Source organism: Streptomyces sp. NPDC045968 (assembly GCF_056430475.1).
Map to the genome: position 1 here is coordinate 28,073 of NZ_JBWKLF010000016.1, position 19,733 is coordinate 47,805.

Genomic DNA, 19,733 nt, shown 5'->3' on the forward strand with positions numbered 1-19,733 from the left:
GTGGTCGGGGCCCCTCCGGAGGGCCCCCGCAGGGGCGGGCGTAGGAGCAGGGTCCCTGACGGACCCGGGTGCCGCGCCCGTCCCGAGGAGACACTCCGGAGGGCCCCCACCCGGCCACCCACCGGTCAGGTGGAGGGCGGTCCCGTGGCCAGGAACGCGTTCAGTTGGGTGTGGTCGCGGGCGCGGGTCAGGCGGTTGCGGGTCGCCGTGGGGGAGAGCCAGAGCAGGCGGTCGACCTCGTCGTTCGGGGTGAAGGTGCCGTCCGTCGCCTCCGCCGCCCAGTACGCGACCTCCTTCGGCCGGCCGTCCACCTCGTACCGGGACGTGGGCAGCCGGGCCCCCGGCGTGCAGTGGTGGCCGGTTTCCTCCAGGACCTCGCGCAGGGCCGCCGTGAGCGCCGTCTCGCCGCGTTTCAGCTTGCCTTTCGGGAACGACCAGTCGTCGTAGCGGGGTCTGTGGACGAGGCAGATCTCCAGTCCCCCGTCGTACGGCGAGCGGCGCCACAGGACGCAGCCGGCCGCCAGTACCGGCTCGCTCATGGTCCCGTCACGGCCGCCGCGTACGGCCAGGTCTCCCGGAACACACCGCGCGCCGCCTCCACCTCGTGCCGCTGGTCGGCGTGGAGCACCCCGAGGGCGTACGCCGTCGCCGGGGCGATCCGGGGGGTCCGGGCCGCCGCCGCCGCGGCCGCGGCCGCCTCCGCCGCGTCCCGGTGCAGATCGAGCGCCTTCCCGGCCCCCGCCAGGACCGGATCGGGCGAGCCCTTCACGACCTCGTCGGCGTACCGGTGCAGCCGCAGCAGCAGACGGGCCTGGTGCCAGGGCGCGTCCTGCGCCTCGTTGTACGGCTCCACCGTCTCGTCGGGCGGCAGGGCCGCCACCGCGCCGAGCAGCCGCTTCTCGGCGCGTTCCACCGGGCCGTACAGCGCCTCGTCGGCCGGAGCCGCGGCCGAGGCGGCCAGGGGGACGTCGGAGGCGAGCAGGGCGACGGCGTCGGCGACCGCGTGGAAGCGGGAGGAGCCGAGCGCCTGGAGCGCCGCGGAGTGGGCGCGTGTGCGGGAGAGGGTCAGCTGCCGTTCCAGGAGCGCCCCGGCCCGCGCCGCGCCGACGCCGAGCGCGGCGCGTTCCTTGTCGGTGGGGGCGTCGGGACCCGGGGCGGCGCCACGGGCGGCCGGCAGCGTGGTGCCCGACAGTGCGTGCAGCGCTTCGAGGAGCCGGGTCAGCCGGGTGGCGTACGCGTGCTCGCGGGCCAGTGTGCCGGAGAGCCAGGCCAGTTCCGTACGGAGCTGGTCGGCCCAGTTCGCGTCGAGCAGCCCCCGGAACGTGTGCAGCGAACCGCCGATCCGGCGGGCCGAGCGGCGCAGCGCACCGGCCGCCTCCTCCGCGCCGCGGCTGCCGCCGTCGGTCGGCGCACTGTGCTCGCGGTGAAGCCGCAGGCTGCGCAGGAAGTCTCCGGCCTGGGCCTGGAGGTACGGTCCGAGGACCCCTCCTGCGGAGAGTTCCGCGGTCTCCCGCGTCGTCGTCTGATGATCAGGGCGTCGCACGCCGGCGCCTCCGGGCGTCAATGAGCATCTCTTGTACGTGTCGCAGCGGCTGCCCGTCCCCGTCGGTGGCGTGCCGGGTCCAGTTGCCGTCGGGACCGAGGTGCCAGGAGGAGGTGGTGTCGGCCATGCCTGTTTCCAGGAGCCGGCTGAGGGCCGCGCGGTGGGCGGGGTCGGTGACCCGGACCAGTGCCTCGATCCGTCGGTCGAGGTTGCGGTGCATCATGTCGGCGCTGCCGAACCAGACCTCGGGCTCGCCGCCGTTGCCGAAGGAGAAGACCCGGGAGTGTTCCAGGAAGCGGCCGAGTATCGAGCGGACCCGGACGTTCTCGGAGAGGCCGGTGACGCCGGGGCGTATCGCGCAGATGCCGCGTACCCAGATGTCCACGGGGACGCCCGCCTGCGCGGCCCGGTAGCAGGCGTCGATGATCGCTTCGTCGACCATCGAGTTGACCTTGAAACGGACGTACGCGGGGCGGCCGGCGCGGTGGTGGGAGATCTCCTTGTTGATCCGGGCGACCAGCCCGTCGCGCAGGGACTTCGGGGCGACCAGGAGGCGTCGGTAGGTCTCACGGCGTGAGTAGCCGGAGAGCCGGTTGAACAGGTCCGAGAGGTCAGCGCCGACCTGCGGGTCGGCGGTGAGCAGGCCGAGGTCCTCGTACAGCCGGGCGGTCTTGGGGTGGTAGTTGCCGGTGCCGACGTGGGAGTAGCGGCGCAGGGTGTCGCCCTCCTGGCGGACGACGAGCGACAGCTTGCAGTGGGTCTTCAGGCCGACGAGGCCGTAGACGACGTGGCAGCCGGCCTCCTCCAGCTTGCGGGCCCATTTGATGTTGGCCTGCTCGTCGAAGCGGGCCTTGATCTCGACGAGGACGAGGACCTGCTTGCCGGACTCGGCGGCGTCGATCAGGGCGTCCACTATCGGGGAGTCCCCGGAGGTGCGGTACAGCGTCTGCTTGATCGCCAGGACGTCCGGGTCGCCCGCCGCCTGTTCCAGGAACGCCTGGACGGAGGTGGAGAACGAGTCGTACGGGTGGTGCAGCAGGACGTCCCGTTCGCGCAGCGCGGCGAAGATGTCGGGCGCGGAGGCGGACTCGACCTCGGCCAGGTCCCGGTGGGTGCCCGCGATGAACTTGGGGTACTTCAGCTCGGGCCGGTCCAGCGACGCGATGCCGAAGAGACCGGTGAGGTCGAGCGGTCCCGGCAGGGGGTAGAGCTCGGTCTCGGAGATCTTCAGCTCGCGTACGAGCAGGTCCAGGACGTACGGGTCGATGGACTCCTCGACCTCCAGCCGGACGGGCGGGCCGAAGCGGCGCCGCATGAGCTCCTTCTCCAGGGCCTGGAGCAGATTCTCGGCGTCGTCCTCCTCGACCTCCAGGTCCTCGTTCCTGGTGACCCGGAACATGTGGTGGGCGAGGACCTCCATGCCCGGGAAGAGCTCTTCCAGGTGGGCCGCGATGACGTCCTCGATGGGGACGTACCGCTGCGGCGACGCCTCCAGGAACCGGGTCAGCAGCGGCGGCACCTTCACCCGGGCGAAGTGGCGGTGGCCGCTGACCGGGTTGCGTACGACGACGGCGAGGTTGAGCGAGAGTCCCGAGATGTACGGGAAGGGGTGCGCCGGGTCGACGGCCAGCGGGGTGAGTACGGGGAAGACGCGCTGCCGGAAGAAGGTGAACAGGCGGGCCTGTTCCTTCTCGGTCAGCTCGGGCCAGCGGATCAGCTGGATGCCCTCGTCGGACAGGGCGGGGGCGATGTCCTGCTGGTAGCAGGCGGCGTGCCGGGCCATGAGCTCGCGGGAGCGGGTCCAGATGAGGTCGAGGACCTCGCGCGGCTGGAGTCCGGAGGCGGAGCGGGTGGCGACCCCGGTGGCGATACGGCGCTTCAGGCCGGCGACCCGGACCATGAAGAACTCGTCCAGGTTCGACGCGAAGATCGCGAGGAAGTTGGCGCGTTCGAGGAGGGGGGTCGCCGGGTCCTCGGCCAGTTCGAGGACCCGTTCGTTGAACGCGAGCCAACTGCGCTCCCGGTCGAGGAAGCGCCCCTGGGGCAGCTCGTCGCCGTCCCTGTCGGGTTCGTACGCGTCCGCGTCCGCGTCGAGATCGGGGTCCAGGTCGGCGGCTGTGGAGAAGCCGGCAGGGGAGGACGACGAGTCGGCGACGGCGCGTGGCCGGTGTGCGGCGAGTGAGCCGACCGACGGCTGGGTGGGCTGGACCGGGACCTCGGAGCTGGGCTGCTGGCTCATGGACCTATTGTTCCGCGTGGACGGCTCCTGAGGCGCGTCGGAGCCGGGAAAGATCGCGGAAGGCCCGGTGGACCCACGAGGTCTGCCGTTGCGGGGGGCGGGCACAGCTGGCTGCATCCCGTGAGGGTCGCAAGCGTGTCTGAATGGCCGGTAACGGCGACATGACGTGCAGGCTGCGGTGTGTGGACCCGGCGGGGCGCGGCGCGGGTGGGCGGGGTCCACCGTACGCCGCCCCGTCCCTGTCCGGGCTCCCCCCGGAGCCCGGACAGGGACGGGAGGCCCGTCAGCCGTGGCGGCGGCGCAGCACCCGGAAGGCGAGCGCGAGGGCCAGAGCGGCGAGGACGAGCAGGATGCCGGTCTCGACGAGCTGGAGCGGCCAGAAATGCGAGGCCGGGTGGTAGTCGACGAAGTGCCCGGTGACCCCGTGGTCCGCGAGACAGCTTTCGCGGGCCTCGAACGTGCGGGCGCACACGTCGGCCGGCAGGCGCTCGCCCCCGGCGGTCACGAGCCCCGTGGTGACGAGCTCGGAGTCGTCAGGGACGGGGTAGCGGCCGGACGGCGAGAAGTTCGCCGTCCGGACCGGCCAGAGCATGGTGCGTACGGTGCTCATGGCCAGGGCGACGAGCCCCGCGACGAGCACGGTCAGTGACATCGCCGCGACGGTGCGGCGCACCAGTAGTCCGACCAGCGCGCCGGTCGCCAGTCCGAGCAGGGCGTAGCCCACGGGGACGGTGCCGATCGCGCCGTACACGGTGCGTTCGTACCACCCGCCGCTGTTGACGAAGCCTCCGTAACTGAGCCCGTGCGACCAGTACCAGGCGCACGCGGCGGACAGTACGGAGACGGCGGCCAGCGTCACGACGGCGGGGACGGCGAGCTTGGCGGCGAGCCAGCGGGCGGGCGGTACGGACTGCGTCCACGCCATTCTGTAGGCGCCGCTCTCCAGCTCGCGGGCGATCACCGGGCCCGCCGTGAAGGCGCCCACGACGGCGGGCAGCGCGATCATGAGCAGCCCGGACCATGACTGGAGCGAGCGGGCCCAGGTGATCGTGTCGAGGTAGCCGCGCACCGTGTCACCACATGCCCGCGTGGTGTTCTCGACCACGCAGCCGGATGCCGCGAACGAGTCGGCGGTGTGATGTGCCCACAGCCAGGTGCTGACCAGGACGGCGATCATCAGCACCGCGAGTGCGCCGAAGGCCTGGAGGGGCCGCCGGTGCTGGCGGACGACGACGCGGGTGGGGCCGCGAAGGGCGTACACGCTCATACCGTGGCCACCTCCTTGCGGGCGTGCGCGCTCGGCGTGAGCAGCGGCGGCGCGTCCGGCGAGCGCAGGTGCGCCAGCAGCAGCTCCTCCAGGGAGGGTTCCGTGACGTCCCAGGCGGCGAGGTCCACCGGGCCCTCCGTCCGTACGAGCGCGGTGAGCTGACGGCCCGTCGTGCGGGACTCGACCACCGTGTGCGGGGCGAGATCGCGGGTCTGTCCGGTCAGGACGGCGTGCGCGGCGACGATGTCGTCCGTTTCGCCGCCGAGCCGGACGCGTCCGCCGTCGACGAGCAGGACGTAGTCGCAGGCGCCCTCCAGCTCGGTGAGGATGTGCGAGGACATCACGATGGTGGTGGAGTGCTCGGCGGCCTCCGCCATCAGGAGGCCCATCAACTGGTGGCGGGCCAGCGGGTCCAGGTCGGCCATCGGTTCGTCCAGGAGCATCAGCTCCGGCCGCTTGCCCAGCGCCAGGGCGAGGGCGAGCCGGGTGCGCTGGCCGCCGGAGAGCGTACGGACCTTGGCGTCCTGCGGGAGGGACGCGGCGACCCGGTCGGCGGCGGCCCGGTCCCAGCGCGCGGGGTTGAGCTCCTGGCCGGCCCAGAGCGTGTCGGCCACGGTGAGCTGCGGGTACAGGGGCTTGTCCTGGGACACGTAGGCGATGCGGTCGCGCGTCTCGCCCGGGGTGCCGGAGCCGAGGACCCGGACCGATCCCCCGGTCGGCCGGAGCAGGCCGGCCGTCAGTGCGAGCAGGGTGGACTTGCCCGCGCCGTTGGGCCCGACGAGGGCACAGACCCGTCCGGCGGGCAGCCGGAACGAGCAGTCGCGCAGCGCCCACCCGCCCGCCCCGCGGCCGTACTTCATACCGAGGCCGTTCGCCTCGATCGCGGAGCCTGTCATCGGTCCTTGTCCCCCTTGAAGGTGCTGTCCAGTACGGCGGTGAAGAGCGCGCTCACGTCGTCCTTCTCCAGTCCCGCGGTGCGGGCCCGGCGGACCCAGTCGGTGAGTTCGGAGCGCAGCGGCGCGTCGGTGGCGGTCGCCACGCTGCCGAGCGTGCGCCGGACGAAGGTGCCGAGCCCGCGGCGCGCCTCGACGAGGCCCTCGCGCTCCAGCTCCCGGTAGGCCTTGAGCACGGTGTTGGGATTGATGGCCGTGGCCTCGACGACCTCGCGTGCGGTGGGCAGTCGGTCGCCCGGTTCCAGCACGCCCAGGCGCAGGGCCTGTTTGGTCTGCTGGACGATCTGGAGGTACGTGGCGATGCCGCTGCGCCGGTCGATGCGGAACTCGACCGCTGCGGACTCTGCCATGTTCACCACCCTTTCACTAATTGAGTAGTGAAAGGGTGGCGTAAGGAGGGGGCGGCGTCAAGCGGCGCCGCCCCCGGGGGAGTTGTGGCAGCTCAGGACTCCGTGCGGTACATCAGGTCCACCTCGTGCGTCACGAAGCCCATCCGCTCGTACACCTTCAGGGCCGCCACGTTGTCCGCGTCGACGTACAGCATCGCGGTCGGCAGGCCCTCGCCCGCCAGGTGGCGCAGACCGATCGCGGTCAGCGCCTTGCCGAGGCCGCCGCCCTGCGCGTCGGGGCGGATGCCGACCACGTACACCTCGCCGACCCGCTCATCGGCGTGCACCTTCGTCCAGTGGAAGCCGACGAGCTCGCCGTCGCGCTCGGCGAGGAAGAAGCCCTTCGGGTCGAACCAGGGCTCGCCCTTGCGGTCGTCCAGGTCCCGCTGGGTCAGTGAGCCCTGCTCGGGGTGGTGGGCGAAGGCGGCGCGGTTGACGTCGAGCCAGGCCGCGTCGTCCTGGCCGGGGACGAACGTACGGATGGTGACGCCCGGCGGCAGGACCGGTTCGGCGATGGCGGACCCGGCCAGGGGACGGCGGAGCTGGCGCAGTTCGCGGAAGAGGGAGAGGCCGAGGACCTGGGCCAGATGCCGGGCCGCGGACTTGCCGCCGTGCGCCCAGACCCGCAGCCGCTTCCCCGTCGAGGCGAGGAGCGCGGCGCCGAGCGCGCGCCCGTGGCCGTGGCCCCGGTGGACGGGATGCACGACGAGCTCGGCGGCCGGCGCCTCGACGGGGTCGGTGTCCTCCAGCTGCGCGTATCCGGCGAGGACGCCGTCGACGGTGAGCAGGAAGTGCCGTACGCCTTCGCGGTGCCCGCCCCTGAGCTGGAGACGCCCCTGCTCCGAGACCGCCTGCCTGCCGTCGGACAGGGCGGCCTCTGCGAGCAGGCCGAGGACGGCTTCGGCCTGCTCGGGGTTGAGCGCGTCGAGGGTCTGGATCTCGCGTCCGGGGGAGGGGAGGGGTACGTCTGTCGTCATGTGTACGAGCGTACGGCGGGCGGGGTGGCGGAGGTGGGGGTGCGGCGCGGGTCGGCGGGTGACCGGTGGCCGACCGGGGCGTACCGGCTGGTGACACGCCTGCGTGCCGTGACGTTTCTGCCCGGCTATGTGCGCCGAAGGGGGGATGTGTGGTGGCTCGTCCCCGTACCGACCGGGAAGCAACCCGGTCGTAACCCGAAAACCCTGTCGCGCTACGCGCGTTGACTCTAGGCTGCGTCCGGAAGTCTTCACCTTTCCCACCACTCCCAAACCCTCCTGCTGAACTCAAAGGGGACCGATGTCAGCGACTTCGCAGAAGAACCGGGCGTCCCGGCGGGTGTTCGCCGCCGCGGCCGGTCTTGCCACCGTCGGCGCGCTCGTCGCCGCGATGCCGGCCGGTGCCGATGACCGCGGCGCGGACCGTCACGCCTCCGGGCGCACCGTCGACGTGCAGCTGCTGTCCTTCAACGACCTGCACGGCAACCTGGAGCCGCCCGCCGGCTCGGCCGGCTCGGTCACCGAGAAGCAGGCCGACGGCACGACGAAGGCCGTCCCGGCCGGTGGCGTGGAGTACCTGGCGACCTCGCTGCGCACCGCGCGCGAGGGCCACCCATACTCCGTCACCGCGGCCGGCGGCGACATGGTCGGCGCGAGCCCCCTGCTCTCCGGTCTCTTCCACGACGAGCCCACCATCGAGGCGCTCAACGGGCTCGACCTCGACGTGACGGCGGTCGGCAACCACGAGTTCGACGAGGGCGCCACGGAGCTGGGCCGCCTCCAGAACGGCGGCTGCCACCCGGTCGAGGGCTGTTACGAGCCCGGCAAGACCTTCGAGGGCGCCGACTTCCCGTACCTCGCGGCCAACGTGACGAACGAGAAGACCGGGAAGCCGATCCTCAAGCCGTACACGGTCTGGAAGAAGGACGGCGTCAGGATCGGCTTCATCGGAGTGACCCTGGAGGGCACCCCGAACATCGTCACGGCCAACGGCGTCAAGGGCCTGAAGTTCCACGACGAGATAGAGACGGTCAACAAGTACGCCAAGGAGCTGGACCGCCAGGGCGTCAAGTCCATCGTCGCGCTGATCCACGAGGGCGGCGCCCCGGCCTCCACCGCGTACAACTACGACTGCGACAGCCCCGGCGCCGGTGACGGCATCTCCGGGCCGATCGTCGACATCGCCAAGGGCATCACGCCGAAGGTCGACGCCCTGGTCACGGGCCACACCCACCAGGCGTACGTCTGCACCGTCCCGGACCCGGCGGGCCAGCCGCGCATGGTCACCTCGGCCTCGTCGTTCGGCAAGATCTACACGGACACCACCCTCACGTACGACCGCCGCACCAAGGACATCGTCCGTACGTCGGTGCAGTCCGCGAACCACGTGGTGACCCGCGACCAGGCCAAGGCCACCGACATGACGGCCCTGATCGCCCGCTGGAACACCCTCGCGGCGCCGATCGCCAACCGGCCGCAGGGCTTCATCTCCGCCGACATCAACGGACGCGGCTCCACCGCTCCGGAGAAGCCGCTCGGCAACCTGATCGCCGACGCGCAGCTGGAGGGCCTGGCGCCGGCGGACAAGGGCGGGGCGCAGGTCGCCTTCATGAACCCGGGCGGTATCCGCTCCGACCTCGTCCACGCCGCGTCCGGCAGTGAGGGCGACGGCGTGGTGACGTACGGCGAGGCGTTCACCGTGCAGCCGTTCACCAACATGATGAACGTCGTCGACCTGACCGGTGCGCAGCTGATCGCCGCGCTCCAGCAGCAGGTCAGCGGCTCCAACGAGGCGTCCCCGAAGATCCTCCAGGTCTCCAGGGGCCTCACGTACACCCTGGACATGACCAAGTCGGGTGCGGCCCGCGTGGTCGTCGACAGCGTGAAGCTGAACGGTGCGGCCATCGACCCGGCCGCCTCCTACCGCGTCGCGATGAACGAGTTCCTCGCGGGCGGCGGCGACGGCTTCCCGGCCCTGGGCCAGGGCACGAACAAGCTGGTCGGCGCCTCCGACCTGGACCTGTTCAACGCCTACCTGGCGGCGCACTCCACGGCCGCCGCGCCGCTGGCACCGCCGGCCACGGACCGGATCACGATCATCAAGTAGTGCGCGACACGTGCGGGACGGGGCGGAGGGCCGGCGGGCCCTCCGCCCCGTTCCTGTTCCGCAATTGAGGTGTACCCGTCATAATCCCAGCCTGATCCCACGGCTGACGGAGGCACCCCCGCATGAGCCCGTACACCACCACCCGCCGGAACTTCCTCGCCGGCGCCCTCGCCGCCACCGCCACCGTCGTCATCGGTGGCGCGCCGGCCACCGCGGCCTCGCGCCGAGTCCTCGGTACGCAGGACTGGATGGGTGCCCTCCCCGACGCCACCGCGCTCCAGCGGCTCACCATCCCGGGTTCGCACGACTCCGGGGCGCGGTACGGCGGACCCTGGGCGGAGTGCCAGAACACCACGATCGCCCAGCAGCTGGGCAGCGGGATCCGCTTCCTCGACATACGCTGCCGGATCACCGGCGACTCGTTCGCGATCCACCACGGAGCCGCCTACCAGAACATGATGTTCGGTGACGTCCTGATCGCCTGCCGGGACTTCCTGGCCGCCCGGCCCTCCGAGACGGTGCTGATGCGGGTCAAGCAGGAGTACTCGCAGGAGAGCGACGCCGCGTTCCGGAGCGTCTTCGACCGGTACCTCGACGCCAAGGGCTGGCGGTCGCTGTTCCGGCTGGACCCCACGCTGCCCACGCTGGGCGGGGCGCGCGGCAAGGTGGTGCTCCTCGCGGACAACGGAGGGCTGCCCGGGGTCCGGTACGCCGACCCGGCGGTCTTCGACATCCAGGACGACTACATGGCGGAGCCGTTCGCGAAGTACCCGCAGGTCGAGGCCCAGTTCCGCAAGGCGGTCCAGCAGCCCGGCAAGCTCTTCATGAACTACGTGAGCACCTCCGCCCTGATGCCGCCCCGCTGGAACGCGGACCGGCTCAACCCGCAGGTGCACGGGTTCCTCGACGGGGCCGGGACGGCGGGCTGGACCGGTCTCGGTATCGTCCCGCTGGACTATCCGGCGACCCGCCCGGGGCTGGTGGAATCCCTGATACGGCACAATCCCGTGGGCTGACCCGCTCGGTGAGCCCACGGCCGCACCAGGGCGGGCGTCAGACCTGCGGTGCCTCCGGCGGCGGCTGCGGCGCTCCCGGCAGCCGGATCGACGCCTCCGTGCCCTCGTCGCCGGCCGCCGGGCGCAGCGTGATCTCGCCGCCCGCCTGCTGGACCGTGCGCGCCACGATGGAGAGGCCGAGGCCCGAGCCGGGGAGCTGGCGGGCCGACGGGGAGCGCCAGAAGCGTTCGAAGACGTGGGGGAGTTCCTCGGCGGGGATGCCGGGGCCGTGGTCCCGGACGGTCAGCTCGCCCCGGTGCAGCGTGACGTCGACCGTGCCGCCCGGCGGGCTGAACTTCACCGCGTTGTCCAGGACGTTGACGACCGCCCGCTCCAGCGCCGCCGGTTCCGCCCGTACGTACCAGGGGGCCAGCTCCTCCGTGATCGTCAGCTCGGGCCCGCGCAGCCGGGCCCGTCGCAGGGCGGTACGGGTGATGTCGTGCAGCGCGACCACCTGGAGGGGGCCGGGCTGGGCGGCGTCGGGGCGGGCCAGTTCCTGGAGGTCGCCGATGAGGGAGGCCAGCTCGGTCATCTGGGCCTTGACCGAGGTCATCAGAGCCCTGCGGTCGTCGGGCGGAATGGCCCGGCCGGTCTCGTCGCTGCGGGCGAGCAGTTCGATGTTGGTGCGCAGCGAGGTCAGCGGGGTGCGCAGCTCGTGCCCGGCGTCCGCGATGAGCTGGGACTGACGGTCGCGCGAGGTGGCCAGCGAGGCGGTCATGGAGTTGAAGGACCGGGAGAGGCGCGCGATCTCGTCCTCGCCCTCGACCGGGATGCGGACGGTGAGGTCCTCGGTGCGGGCGACGTGTTCGACGGCCTCGGTGAGTTCGTCGACGGGCCGCAGACCAGAGCGGGCGACCCAGAGGCCGGCGGCGCCCGCGCCGACCACGCCGATGCCGGAGACGAGCAGGAGGACCCAGGCCAGGGTGGAGAGCGGTTCGTCGATCTCGCTCATCGGGCGGGCGATCGAGACGGCGATCTGGCCGGTCCGCGCGCCGGGCCGCGAGGGCTGCAGCTCGTAGGTGTACACGCGCATCTGCGTGCCGTTCACCGCGGTCGACGAGTGCAGGGCATAGCGCCGCTCCCCCTTGGCCACCGCGATGTCGGACTCGCTGACCGGGAGTTGCGACGCCTTGTCGGGGGCGATGCACACGGTGCCCTGGGAGTCGACGAGCTGCACGGTGTACGCCCCGGCGAACGGCCGGGGCGGAAGCAGGGTGGCGCCCTTGCAGTACGCGTAGAGGTCGGTCAGATACGTCTCGTCGACCTTGGAGCTGCGCAGCGAGTCGTTCAGCTGCTGTTCCAGCTGCGCCTTCGTCACGAACCAGCAGGCGGCCGCGACAGCCGCCACCGCCACCGCCACCGCCGTGGCGACCAGCAGGGCGAGACGGGAGCGGAGCGGGAGGCCGCGGAAGCGGCGTACGAGACCCGTCACCCCTCCCCACCCCCCGGCCGCAACGCGTACCCCACGCCCCGGACCGTGTGGACGAGGCGGGGTTCACCGCCCGCCTCCGTCTTGCGGCGCAGGTACATCACGTACACGTCCAGCGAGTTGGAGCTCGGTTCGAAGTCGAAGCCCCAGACCGCCTTCAGGATCTGCTCGCGGGTCAGCACCTGCCGCGGGTGCGCGAGGAACATCTCCAGGAGCGTGAATTCGGTGCGGGTCAGCTCGACCCGGCGGGTGCCGCGGGTGACCTCGCGGGTGGTCAGGTCCATCCGCAGGTCGGCGAAGGACAGCACGTCGTTGTCGGGGACGTCGCCGCCCGCCGCGGCCGCGTACGAGCTGCGGCGCAGCAGGGCACGGATGCGGGCGAAGAGCTCGTCCAGTTCGAAGGGCTTGACCAGGTAGTCGTCGGCGCCCGCGTCGAGGCCGGTGACCCGGTCCCCGACGGTGTCGCGGGCGGTGAGCATGAGGATGGGCGTGGTGGTGCCGGTGGACCGGATGCGGCGGGCGGCGGTGAGGCCGTCCATGCGGGGCATCTGGATGTCCAGGACGATCAGGTCGGGGGCGTACGTCTCCGCCTTGGCGAGGGCGTCGTACCCGTCGACGGCGACCTCGGTGCCGTACCCCTCGAACGCGAGACTGCGTTGCAGGGCCTCGCGCACGGCGGGTTCGTCGTCGACGATCAGGATGCGCTGCGGATCGTCTTCGGCGGGGCTCATCGCTGGTCGTCCTCTTCTCGTTCCGGCCTCATCGGGGTGCCGTCAGCCTCGCACGGCCGGCCTGCCGACGTGGGGTGCCGCGGTCAGGAGTCGTTGCCCGCGCGCAGCGTGTCCAGGTCGGCCTTGACCGTGTCGACCGGGATGGCGAAGCCGAGGCCCACGCTGCCCGCTGCTGAGGCGCCGGAGGCACTGGCCGAACTGGGCGAGTACATCGCGGAGTTGATGCCGATGATCTCGCCGTCCATGTTGATCAGCGCACCGCCGGAGTTGCCGGGGTTGAGCGAGGCGTCGGTCTGGATCGCCTTGTACGTGGTCTTCGACGTACCCGTGTCGCCGTTGAACTGCTGGCCGCCGAACTCGAACGGCCAGTCGCTGCCGCCCTGTTGCCGCTGTCCCTGGCCCGAGCCCGCCGAGTCCTCGGAGGACTTGGCGACCGTGACGTCGCGGTCGAGCGCCGAGACGATGCCGCTGGTGACGGTGCCGGTCAGGCCCTCGGGGGAGCCGATCGCCACGACCTGGTCGCCGACCTTCACCTCGGAGGAGTCGCCGAGCGCGGCCGTCTTCAGCCCGCTCGCCCCCTGGAGTTTGATGAGCGCGAGGTCCTTGTCGGGGTCGGTGCCGACGACATCGGCGGTGTACTTCTTGCCGGTGCTGAGCGTGACCTCGATCTCGGAGGCGCCGGAGACGACGTGGTTGTTGGTGACGATCTCGCCGTCGGACGTGATGACCACACCGGAGCCGGTGGACTGGCCCGCCGTGGACGTCGCGCCGATCTCGACGATCGCGGGCGACACGGCCGCCGCGACACCGGAGACGGTGCCGACGCTGCTCCGCGAGACGGTCGTGCCCTGGACGGCGCCACCGGAGCCGGAGCCGCCGGAACCGCCGTCGGTGAGCTGTCCCACGAGCATCGCGGTGCCTCCGCCGACCACGGACGCCGCGATCGCCACGGCCGCCAGCAGCGCGACCGGGCGCCTGGCGCGGCGCGAGGGCCTCGGCGGCCCGGACGGGGACAGCGGCGGCGGATAGCCACCGGGACCACCGGCGTCGCCACCGCCGCCGGGCCACACCGTGGTGCCGGGACCCGCGGCGATCGGCTGCGCGGGCTCGTACGGGGGCGGCGGCGGGTAGGCCGCTTCGCCGTTGCCGTACGCGCCGTTGCCGTACGAGGGATACGTCGGATACTCCGGGTACTCGCCGCTCGGGCGGTGGCTCTCAGTCATGTACCCGAGCGTGTCCGGCGAACATGAGAGCAGGCTGAGGGCGTCCTGAGAAGCCCGGCAGAACCCTGTATGCCCCATGTAAAGCCGGGGCGGCGCGGGCTACGGAGTCTGGGCCGCCGGCTCGCCGCACCCGCACGACTGCCGGACCACCAGACGCGACGGGAACTGCTTCAGCCGTTCGCGGCGCGAGCCCGCCACCCGCAGCGAGTCGTCGAGGACCAGGTCCACGGCCGCCCGCGCCATCGCCGGACGGTCCGAGGAGATCGTCGTCAGCGGCGGGTCGGTGAGCGCGGCTTCCTTCACGTCGTCGAAGCCCGCCACCGCGAGCTCACCCGGCACGTCGATACGCAGTTCGCGGGCCGCCCGCAGCACACCGATGGCCTGGTCGTCCGTGGAGCAGAAGATCGCCGGGGGCCGGTCGGGTCCCGCCAGCAGCCGCAGGGCCGCCTGGTAGGCGTCGTAACGGTTGTACGGGGCCTGGAAGAGCCGGCCCTCCGTGGACCGCCCGGACTCGTGCATCGCCCGGCGCCAGCCCTCGACGTGGTCCGCGACCGGGTCGCCGACCGACGGGGTCTCCTCGGTGCCGCCGAGGCACGCCACGTACGCGTAGCCGTGTTCCAGCAGATGACGGGTGGCGAGCTGGGCGCCGCCGACGTCGTCGGTGACGACCGCGACGTCGTCGATCGCCTCGGGGCGCTCGTGCAGCAGCACGACGCGGGCGTCCCACGCCTCGATCTCGGCCGCGGCCCGCTCGCTGGGTCCCTGGCTGACGAGGATCAGCCCGGAGACCCGCATGCCGAGGAACGCCCGCAGGTAGTGGACCTCGCGCTCGTCCCGGTAGTCGGAGTTGCCGACGAGGACCATCTTCCCTCGTTCGGAAGCGGCTTGTTCGACCGCGTGCGCCATCTCCGCGAAGAACGGCTGGCGGGCGTCCGGCACGATCATGCCTATGAGGTCGGTCCGCCGCGACGCCATCGCCTGGGCGACCCGGTCGGGCCGGTAGCCCAGCTCCTTGATCGCGGCGAGCACCCGCTCGCGCGTGGCCGGGGCGACCGGCCTGGGTCCGTTGTTGATGACGTAACTGACGACCGCGGTCGACGTCCCCGCCAGTCTCGCCACATCGTCCCGCGTCACCTTGGCCACGCGCGGCAGTCTACGCGGATCGACCTACCTGGCGGCAGGCCGGACCGGGGCTTCTTCCGTGACCTCGGACTTTTGCGACTGCTCCGAACGGGTGACGGGTTCGGCGGTGGTCCTCGTCGCCGCCTGAGCCTTGGCCTCCTCGGCCGCGGCACGCTCCACCTTCTCCGGTGCGACGAAGCGGTAGCCGACGTTGCGGACCGTACCGATCAGCGACTCGTGCTCCGGGCCGAGCTTGGCGCGCAGCCGCCGGACATGGACGTCGACCGTCCGTGTGCCGCCGAAGTAGTCGTATCCCCAGACCTCCTGGAGCAGTTGGGCGCGGGTGAAAACCCGGCCCGGGTGCTGCGCGAGGTACTTGAGCAGTTCGAATTCCTTGAAGGTCAGATCGAGGACCCGGCCCTTGAGTTTCGCGCTGTACGTCGCCTCGTCCACCGAAAGATCACCATTACGGATTTCCATCGGGGAGTCGTCGGAGACGATCTGCTGACGTCCGGTGGCCAGCCGCAGCCGTGCCTCGACCTCGGCCGGGCCCGCGGTGTCCAGCAGCACGTCGTCGATGCCCCAGTCGGCGGTGACGGCCGCGAGACCGCCCTCCGTGACGACGAGTATCAGCGGACAGCCGGGCCCGGTGGACCGCAGCAGCTGACAGAGCGAACGCACCTGCGGAAGGTCGCGGCGGCCGTCGATCAGAATGACGTCGGCACCCGGGGTGTCGACGAGAGCGGGCCCTTCGGCGGGGGCGACCCGCACGCTGTGCAGCAGCAGACCGAGGGCGGGAAGCACCTCCGTCGACGGTTGAAGCGCATTGGTCAGAAGCAGCAGTGAACTCATCGCCGCCCACCTGCCTGGGTCGTCGGTCGATCGTGCACGGTTCGCTCGCCCATTACGTCAGTCCTCCTCGTTCCCTGCGAGAGGGGCACTCCCGGGTCGGACCCGGGGGAGTAGTGCGGCACTGCTTCGTACTGCCGTACGACGTGTGGCTTTCACCGCTCGTCATACGGGATTAACTGGTACGGCCCCGCGCCCTGAGGCCGCTGAGCTTGTTGAAACGTCTCCGTAACAACGCGTGGAAAGCACAAAAGGACCCGGGGGCTGCATTGCCCGAGTCCTCTTCGAAGCAGAATAGCCCACATGCGTTCTGTCGCCGAGGGTCCGATTCCGAGTTCTTCTGTTCCCTTGATCACGCGGGCTCCTCTGCGCACCACGTTGCGCACCGATGACGGGACCCGTATCGAGGCGGTGTACGAGCCGTGTACGGCGGGTGCCGGGGCCGCTCGCGGGGGCGGCGGCGCCGGTACGGTGATCGTCGTCGCGCACGGCTTCACCGGCTCGGCCGACCGGCCCGCCGTGCGCCGCGCCGCGCGGACGTTCGCCCAGCGTGCGGCCGTGATCACGTTCTCGTTCCGGGGGCACGGGAGGTCCGGCGGCGTGTCGACCGTGGGGGACCGCGAGGTCCAGGATCTGGCGGCGGCGGTGGCGTGGGCGCGTTCACTGGGGCATGAGCGGGTCGTTACGGTCGGGTTCTCCATGGGCGGTTCCGTGGTGCTGAGGCATGCCGCGCTGTATACGGAGCGGTCCGCCGGTGCCGGAGGTGTGGCGGCGCATAAGGGGCGCATAGGGGCGCGCGGCGCGGCTCACACGGACGCGGTGGTCGCCGTAAGTGCCCCCGCGCGCTGGTACTACCGGGGTACGGCTCCGATGCGCCGCCTGCACTGGGTCGTCACCCGCCCGGCGGGCCGGTTCGTCGGCCGCTACGGTTTCCGCACCCGGATCGACCGCAGGGACTGGGACCCGGTGCCGCTCCCGCCGGTCGCGGCCGTCCCGCTGATCGCCCCGGCCCCGCTGCTGATCGTGCACGGCGACCAGGACCCGTACTTTCCGCTGGACCACCCGCGGATGCTGGCCGAGGCAGCCGGGGGCGGCGCCGAACTGTGGCTGGAGCGCGGCATGGGGCACGCGGAGAACGCGGCCGACGAGAGCTTGCTCACGCGCATCGCCGACTGGGCGGCCGCGCCGTGACCGATGATGGACAACTGACGCACGAGGAAAGGGTGGAGCCATGGCAGCGGGAACGATCCGCTACTGGGCCGCGGCCAAGGCCGCCGCGGGGACCGCGGAGGAACCATACGCAGCGGCGACGCTCGCCGAGGCGCTCGACGCGGTGCGCGAACGGCACCCGGGCGAGCTGACCCGCGTACTGCAAAGGTGTTCGTTCCTCATCGACGGTGACCCCGTGGGCACCCGTGGCCATGAGACCGTACGGCTTGCCGAGGGCGGCACGGTTGAGGTGCTCCCGCCGTTCGCAGGAGGGTGAACCGCAGACCATGAGCAGCAGCGATCAGCAGTATCCGTACGGTCAGCAGTACGCGTACGGGGACGGGCATCCCGGTGCGCAGCAGCAGCCGCCGCAGTCACAGCAGTCACAGCAGCCGCCCGCCGGTGAGTTCGCCGGTGAGTACGCGGGTCAGCCGTACGCCGATCCGTACGCGGACGGGTCCTACCCCGGCCCGTACGCCGCGCAGCCCCAGCAGCCGTACGGTGACCCGGCCCCGTACGACCCGCAGTCCGCCTGGCCCGCGCACCAGGCGCAGGAGCCCGCGTCGGCCGCCGGTCACGGCGTTCCCGACCCGGGGGCGACGCAGACGTGGCAGGGGCAGACCTGGGACACCCAGTACCAGCCGACCATCCAGCCGCAGCAGTCGCAGGCGTACCAGGAACAGACACCGCCGCCGGGAACGTCCGGCGCGTCGGGTGCGTACCCCCTGCCGCCCGAGGCACCGGCCGCCCCGGTTCCCCCGGCCGCACCGGCCGCGGTGCGGGACGGCGCCGCCGCAGCGGCGGAGGCCGCCGGCTACAGCTCGCCCACCACCGTGGGCAACACCCGGGTCACCGATGCCCAGCGCGCCCGCGCCGAGGGACGTTCGCCGATCATCGCGCCCGGTTCGCAGCCGGCCGCCATCACCGCCGCCCTCGGTCTGCTGCTCGCCCTCGGGGCGGCGATCGGGCCGTACGCCCTGCTCGTGCCCCTCGTCCTGCTCCAGGCGGTGACGGCTGCCGGATGGTTCAGGCTCAACGGCATGTGGCCCGCCCGGCAGGGCATCGCGCTCGCGTTCATGGGCGGCTTCGCCGCCGACGTCGCGCTGCTCGCCGCGGGCCGTGAGAACGCGGCGGCGGCGCTGCTCGGCGCGCTCGGCGTCTGGGTGCTGCTCACCCTGGTCGTGCAACTGCGCAGCCACGCGGGCGCCGACGAGCGGATGTACGGGCTGATGGCCACCGTCGTGTCGGCGGCGCTCGCCGTCCTGGCGGCCGGACATCTGGCGGCGATCCCCGACGCGGTGACCGTGGGGGGTGTCGCCGTGGCCGCCGCCGTGCTCGCCAGGGCGCTTCCGCTGCCGGGCGCCGCTTCGATCGTCGTGGCGCTGCTCGCGGCCGCCGGTGCGGGTGTCGCGACGGGCGGGTTCACCGACTTCGGCTCCAAGGCGGCGTTCCTCGGGCTCGCCGCCGGTGGGTGCGCGCTGATCGGGCTGCGCGTGGCGAGCTACGACTACCCGTCGCGGTTCGTGCACATGACGGCCGGAGTGGCTCTGCCGCTGACCGCCGCGGCACCCGCCGTCTATCTGATCGGCCGCGCGATCGCCTGACGCCCTCCTGCGCCCGAGTCCCCCGGCGGCGGCATGTCCTTCGTCGCTTTCCGGCCGTTCGCCGCGGCCGGGGGAACCGGGTGGGCGGTCTGTTCGTCGATCACCACGGGCGTACTGCGTGGTAGCAGTAGGCTCACGCGCACCGGGGGTCCGAGCGCTCATGTGGGGGAGGAACAGGCATGCGTGCACTACGGATACTGCTGGTCATCGCGGTGGTTCTGGGCGGGGTCTTCGTCGCCGTCGATCGCGCCGCGGTGTATTTCGCCGAGTCCGAGGCAGAGGACCGGGTGCGGTTCAGCGGTGCGGAGGCGGGCTCGACGGAGGTCTCGATCAAGGGCTTCCCGTTCCTGACCCAGGTGGCCGGTTCACAGCTCGACCAGGTCGACGTCAAGCTGACCGGCATCCAGGCGAACGCCGCCGGCCGCACGCTGCGGATCAGTGAGATCACGGCCCACCTGCACCAGGTGGCCCTGGGCGCGGGCTACACCAGCGCGACGGCCGCCCGTGCCACCGGTACGGCCGTCGTCTCGTACGACGACCTCACCGAGGCGGCCGACAAGGACGTCACCGTCGCCTACGGCGGCAACGGCAAGGTGAAGGTCACCGGCTCGATCAGCGTCCTCGGCCGGACCCTCTCGCGCAGTGTGCTCTCCACCGTCACGCTGGTCGACGGCGACACCGTCCGGGTGCACGCGGACGAGGTTCCGGGCGAGGGCATCCCCGGCCTGGAGGGCCTGGTCCGGCAGAAGACGGACTTCGAGCGCAAGATCGGCGGCCTGCCGAACGGTCTGGAGCTCCAGAAGATCGAGGTCACCGAGAGCGGTCTGGAGATCTCGGTGACGGGCGTGGACGTCGCACTCGCCGGCTAGGGCCTGCGCCGCAGCCCTCGCACACCGCCTCGTAGACATATCGCCACAGACCCACCCGTACGCCCGCTCATCCACATACTGAGACAGTCACGTCCGGCCCTCGGGTGGCTGTACTGCGAGGACCTCCCGGCGACCGCTCGCGGCGGGGAGGGGCCTGGTTGGCGTCTCGT

18 protein-coding genes are annotated in these 19,733 nt (G+C 72.0%); 6 read left to right on the forward strand and 12 right to left on the reverse strand.

The window, feature by feature from the left end; translation table 11 throughout:
- Positions 1-125 precede the first annotated feature (125 nt).
- The 7 genes from AC07FA_RS32270 to mshD all read right to left on the reverse strand — a co-directional run bounded on the left by AC07FA_RS32270 (position 126) and on the right by mshD (position 7,368).
- The gene (locus AC07FA_RS32270; protein ID WP_479079891.1) at positions 126-539 is read right to left on the reverse strand and encodes an NUDIX hydrolase; all 414 of its coding nucleotides are present in this window, start codon (positions 537-539) and stop codon (positions 126-128) included.
- A complete protein-coding gene (locus AC07FA_RS32275; protein WP_479079892.1) occupies positions 536-1,543 on the reverse strand; it encodes a CHAD domain-containing protein in 1,008 nt (335 codons plus the stop codon). Before AC07FA_RS32275 ends, AC07FA_RS32270 begins: the two co-directional genes overlap by 4 nt.
- Positions 1,530-3,782, reverse strand: coding sequence for an RNA degradosome polyphosphate kinase (locus AC07FA_RS32280; protein WP_479079893.1), 2,253 nt, complete (start codon positions 3,780-3,782; stop codon positions 1,530-1,532). Before AC07FA_RS32280 ends, AC07FA_RS32275 begins: the two co-directional genes overlap by 14 nt.
- Before the next feature lie 283 nt (positions 3,783-4,065).
- Complete coding sequence (locus tag AC07FA_RS32285) at positions 4,066-5,049, reverse strand: hypothetical protein (RefSeq protein WP_479079894.1); 984 nt, start codon at positions 5,047-5,049, stop codon at positions 4,066-4,068.
- On the reverse strand, positions 5,046-5,945 hold the full coding sequence (locus tag AC07FA_RS32290; RefSeq protein WP_479079895.1) for an ATP-binding cassette domain-containing protein: 900 nt from the start codon (positions 5,943-5,945) through the stop codon (positions 5,046-5,048). Before AC07FA_RS32290 ends, AC07FA_RS32285 begins: the two co-directional genes overlap by 4 nt.
- The gene (locus tag AC07FA_RS32295) at positions 5,942-6,352 is read right to left on the reverse strand and encodes a GntR family transcriptional regulator (RefSeq protein ID WP_479079896.1); all 411 of its coding nucleotides are present in this window, start codon (positions 6,350-6,352) and stop codon (positions 5,942-5,944) included. Before AC07FA_RS32295 ends, AC07FA_RS32290 begins: the two co-directional genes overlap by 4 nt.
- Positions 6,353-6,444: 92 nt before the next feature.
- Positions 6,445-7,368 carry a mycothiol synthase gene (gene mshD, locus AC07FA_RS32300; RefSeq protein WP_479079897.1) on the reverse strand — a complete coding sequence of 308 codons (924 nt, stop codon included), beginning with the start codon at positions 7,366-7,368 and terminating at the stop codon, positions 6,445-6,447.
- Positions 7,369-7,666: 298 nt separating this feature from the next.
- Between mshD and AC07FA_RS32305 the strand changes: the two genes are divergently transcribed.
- Both AC07FA_RS32305 and AC07FA_RS32310 read left to right on the forward strand, forming a co-directional pair.
- Positions 7,667-9,472: a bifunctional metallophosphatase/5'-nucleotidase gene (locus AC07FA_RS32305; RefSeq protein WP_479079898.1), complete on the forward strand. Its 1,806-nt coding sequence runs from the start codon at positions 7,667-7,669 to the stop codon at positions 9,470-9,472.
- Positions 9,473-9,594: 122 nt separating this feature from the next.
- On the forward strand, positions 9,595-10,488 hold the full coding sequence (locus AC07FA_RS32310; RefSeq protein ID WP_479079899.1) for a phosphatidylinositol-specific phospholipase C: 894 nt from the start codon (positions 9,595-9,597) through the stop codon (positions 10,486-10,488).
- Positions 10,489-10,525: 37 nt separating this feature from the next.
- Here the strand turns inward: AC07FA_RS32310 and AC07FA_RS32315 are convergent, their stop codons facing one another.
- From AC07FA_RS32315 to AC07FA_RS32335, 5 genes are all read right to left on the reverse strand, one after another.
- Positions 10,526-11,959, reverse strand: a complete 1,434-nt coding sequence (locus tag AC07FA_RS32315; RefSeq protein WP_479079900.1) for a sensor histidine kinase — start codon at positions 11,957-11,959, stop codon at positions 10,526-10,528.
- On the reverse strand, positions 11,956-12,687 hold the full coding sequence (locus tag AC07FA_RS32320) for a response regulator transcription factor (protein WP_479079901.1): 732 nt from the start codon (positions 12,685-12,687) through the stop codon (positions 11,956-11,958). The genes AC07FA_RS32315 and AC07FA_RS32320 overlap by 4 nt, the downstream gene beginning before the upstream one ends.
- A gap of 83 nt (positions 12,688-12,770) precedes the next feature.
- The gene (locus AC07FA_RS32325; protein ID WP_479079902.1) at positions 12,771-13,910 is read right to left on the reverse strand and encodes a S1C family serine protease; all 1,140 of its coding nucleotides are present in this window, start codon (positions 13,908-13,910) and stop codon (positions 12,771-12,773) included.
- 99 nt (positions 13,911-14,009) lie between these two features.
- Positions 14,010-15,053 (reverse strand): LacI family DNA-binding transcriptional regulator, encoded by a 1,044-nt coding sequence (locus AC07FA_RS32330; protein WP_479079903.1) that lies wholly within the window; start codon positions 15,051-15,053, stop codon positions 14,010-14,012.
- 24 nt (positions 15,054-15,077) lie between these two features.
- Entirely contained in the window at positions 15,078-15,884 is an 807-nt protein-coding gene (locus AC07FA_RS32335; protein WP_479079904.1) for a response regulator transcription factor, read from the reverse strand.
- 300 nt (positions 15,885-16,184) lie between these two features.
- Here AC07FA_RS32335 and AC07FA_RS32340 point away from each other — a divergent pair, with 300 nt between their 5' ends.
- The 4 genes from AC07FA_RS32340 to AC07FA_RS32355 all read left to right on the forward strand — a co-directional run bounded on the left by AC07FA_RS32340 (position 16,185) and on the right by AC07FA_RS32355 (position 19,563).
- Complete coding sequence (locus AC07FA_RS32340) at positions 16,185-17,072, forward strand: alpha/beta hydrolase (protein ID WP_479079905.1); 888 nt, start codon at positions 16,185-16,187, stop codon at positions 17,070-17,072.
- 40 nt (positions 17,073-17,112) lie between these two features.
- Positions 17,113-17,367, forward strand: coding sequence for a MoaD/ThiS family protein (locus AC07FA_RS32345; RefSeq protein WP_383780905.1), 255 nt, complete (start codon positions 17,113-17,115; stop codon positions 17,365-17,367).
- 10 nt (positions 17,368-17,377) lie between these two features.
- A complete protein-coding gene (locus tag AC07FA_RS32350) occupies positions 17,378-18,694 on the forward strand; it encodes a hypothetical protein (RefSeq protein ID WP_479079906.1) in 1,317 nt (438 codons plus the stop codon).
- Positions 18,695-18,873: 179 nt separating this feature from the next.
- Positions 18,874-19,563: an LmeA family phospholipid-binding protein gene (locus tag AC07FA_RS32355; RefSeq protein ID WP_479079907.1), complete on the forward strand. Its 690-nt coding sequence runs from the start codon at positions 18,874-18,876 to the stop codon at positions 19,561-19,563.
- Positions 19,564-19,733 lie beyond the last annotated feature (170 nt).

What these genes read in the sequence shown, in the direction of transcription:
- AC07FA_RS32270 (WP_479079891.1), bottom strand. Translation starts at nt 539, where the DNA reads ATGAGCGAGCCGGTACTGGCGGCCGGCTGCGTCCTGTGGCGCCGCTCG.
- AC07FA_RS32280 (WP_479079893.1), bottom strand. Translation starts at nt 3,782, where the DNA reads ATGAGCCAGCAGCCCAGCTCCGAGGTCCCGGTCCAGCCCACCCAGCCG.
- AC07FA_RS32285 (WP_479079894.1), bottom strand. Translation starts at nt 5,049, where the DNA reads ATGAGCGTGTACGCCCTTCGCGGCCCCACCCGCGTCGTCGTCCGCCAG.
- AC07FA_RS32290 (WP_479079895.1), bottom strand. Translation starts at nt 5,945, where the DNA reads ATGACAGGCTCCGCGATCGAGGCGAACGGCCTCGGTATGAAGTACGGC.
- AC07FA_RS32295 (WP_479079896.1), bottom strand. Translation starts at nt 6,352, where the DNA reads ATGGCAGAGTCCGCAGCGGTCGAGTTCCGCATCGACCGGCGCAGCGGC.
- mshD (WP_479079897.1), bottom strand. Translation starts at nt 7,368, where the DNA reads ATGACGACAGACGTACCCCTCCCCTCCCCCGGACGCGAGATCCAGACC.
- AC07FA_RS32305 (WP_479079898.1), top strand. Translation starts at nt 7,667, where the DNA reads ATGTCAGCGACTTCGCAGAAGAACCGGGCGTCCCGGCGGGTGTTCGCC.
- AC07FA_RS32310 (WP_479079899.1), top strand. Translation starts at nt 9,595, where the DNA reads ATGAGCCCGTACACCACCACCCGCCGGAACTTCCTCGCCGGCGCCCTC.
- AC07FA_RS32320 (WP_479079901.1), bottom strand. Translation starts at nt 12,687, where the DNA reads ATGAGCCCCGCCGAAGACGATCCGCAGCGCATCCTGATCGTCGACGAC.
- AC07FA_RS32325 (WP_479079902.1), bottom strand. Translation starts at nt 13,910, where the DNA reads ATGACTGAGAGCCACCGCCCGAGCGGCGAGTACCCGGAGTATCCGACG.
- AC07FA_RS32335 (WP_479079904.1), bottom strand. Translation starts at nt 15,884, where the DNA reads ATGAGTTCACTGCTGCTTCTGACCAATGCGCTTCAACCGTCGACGGAG.
- AC07FA_RS32340 (WP_479079905.1), top strand. Translation starts at nt 16,185, where the DNA reads ATGCGTTCTGTCGCCGAGGGTCCGATTCCGAGTTCTTCTGTTCCCTTG.
- AC07FA_RS32345 (WP_383780905.1), top strand. Translation starts at nt 17,113, where the DNA reads ATGGCAGCGGGAACGATCCGCTACTGGGCCGCGGCCAAGGCCGCCGCG.
- AC07FA_RS32350 (WP_479079906.1), top strand. Translation starts at nt 17,378, where the DNA reads ATGAGCAGCAGCGATCAGCAGTATCCGTACGGTCAGCAGTACGCGTAC.
- AC07FA_RS32355 (WP_479079907.1), top strand. Translation starts at nt 18,874, where the DNA reads ATGCGTGCACTACGGATACTGCTGGTCATCGCGGTGGTTCTGGGCGGG.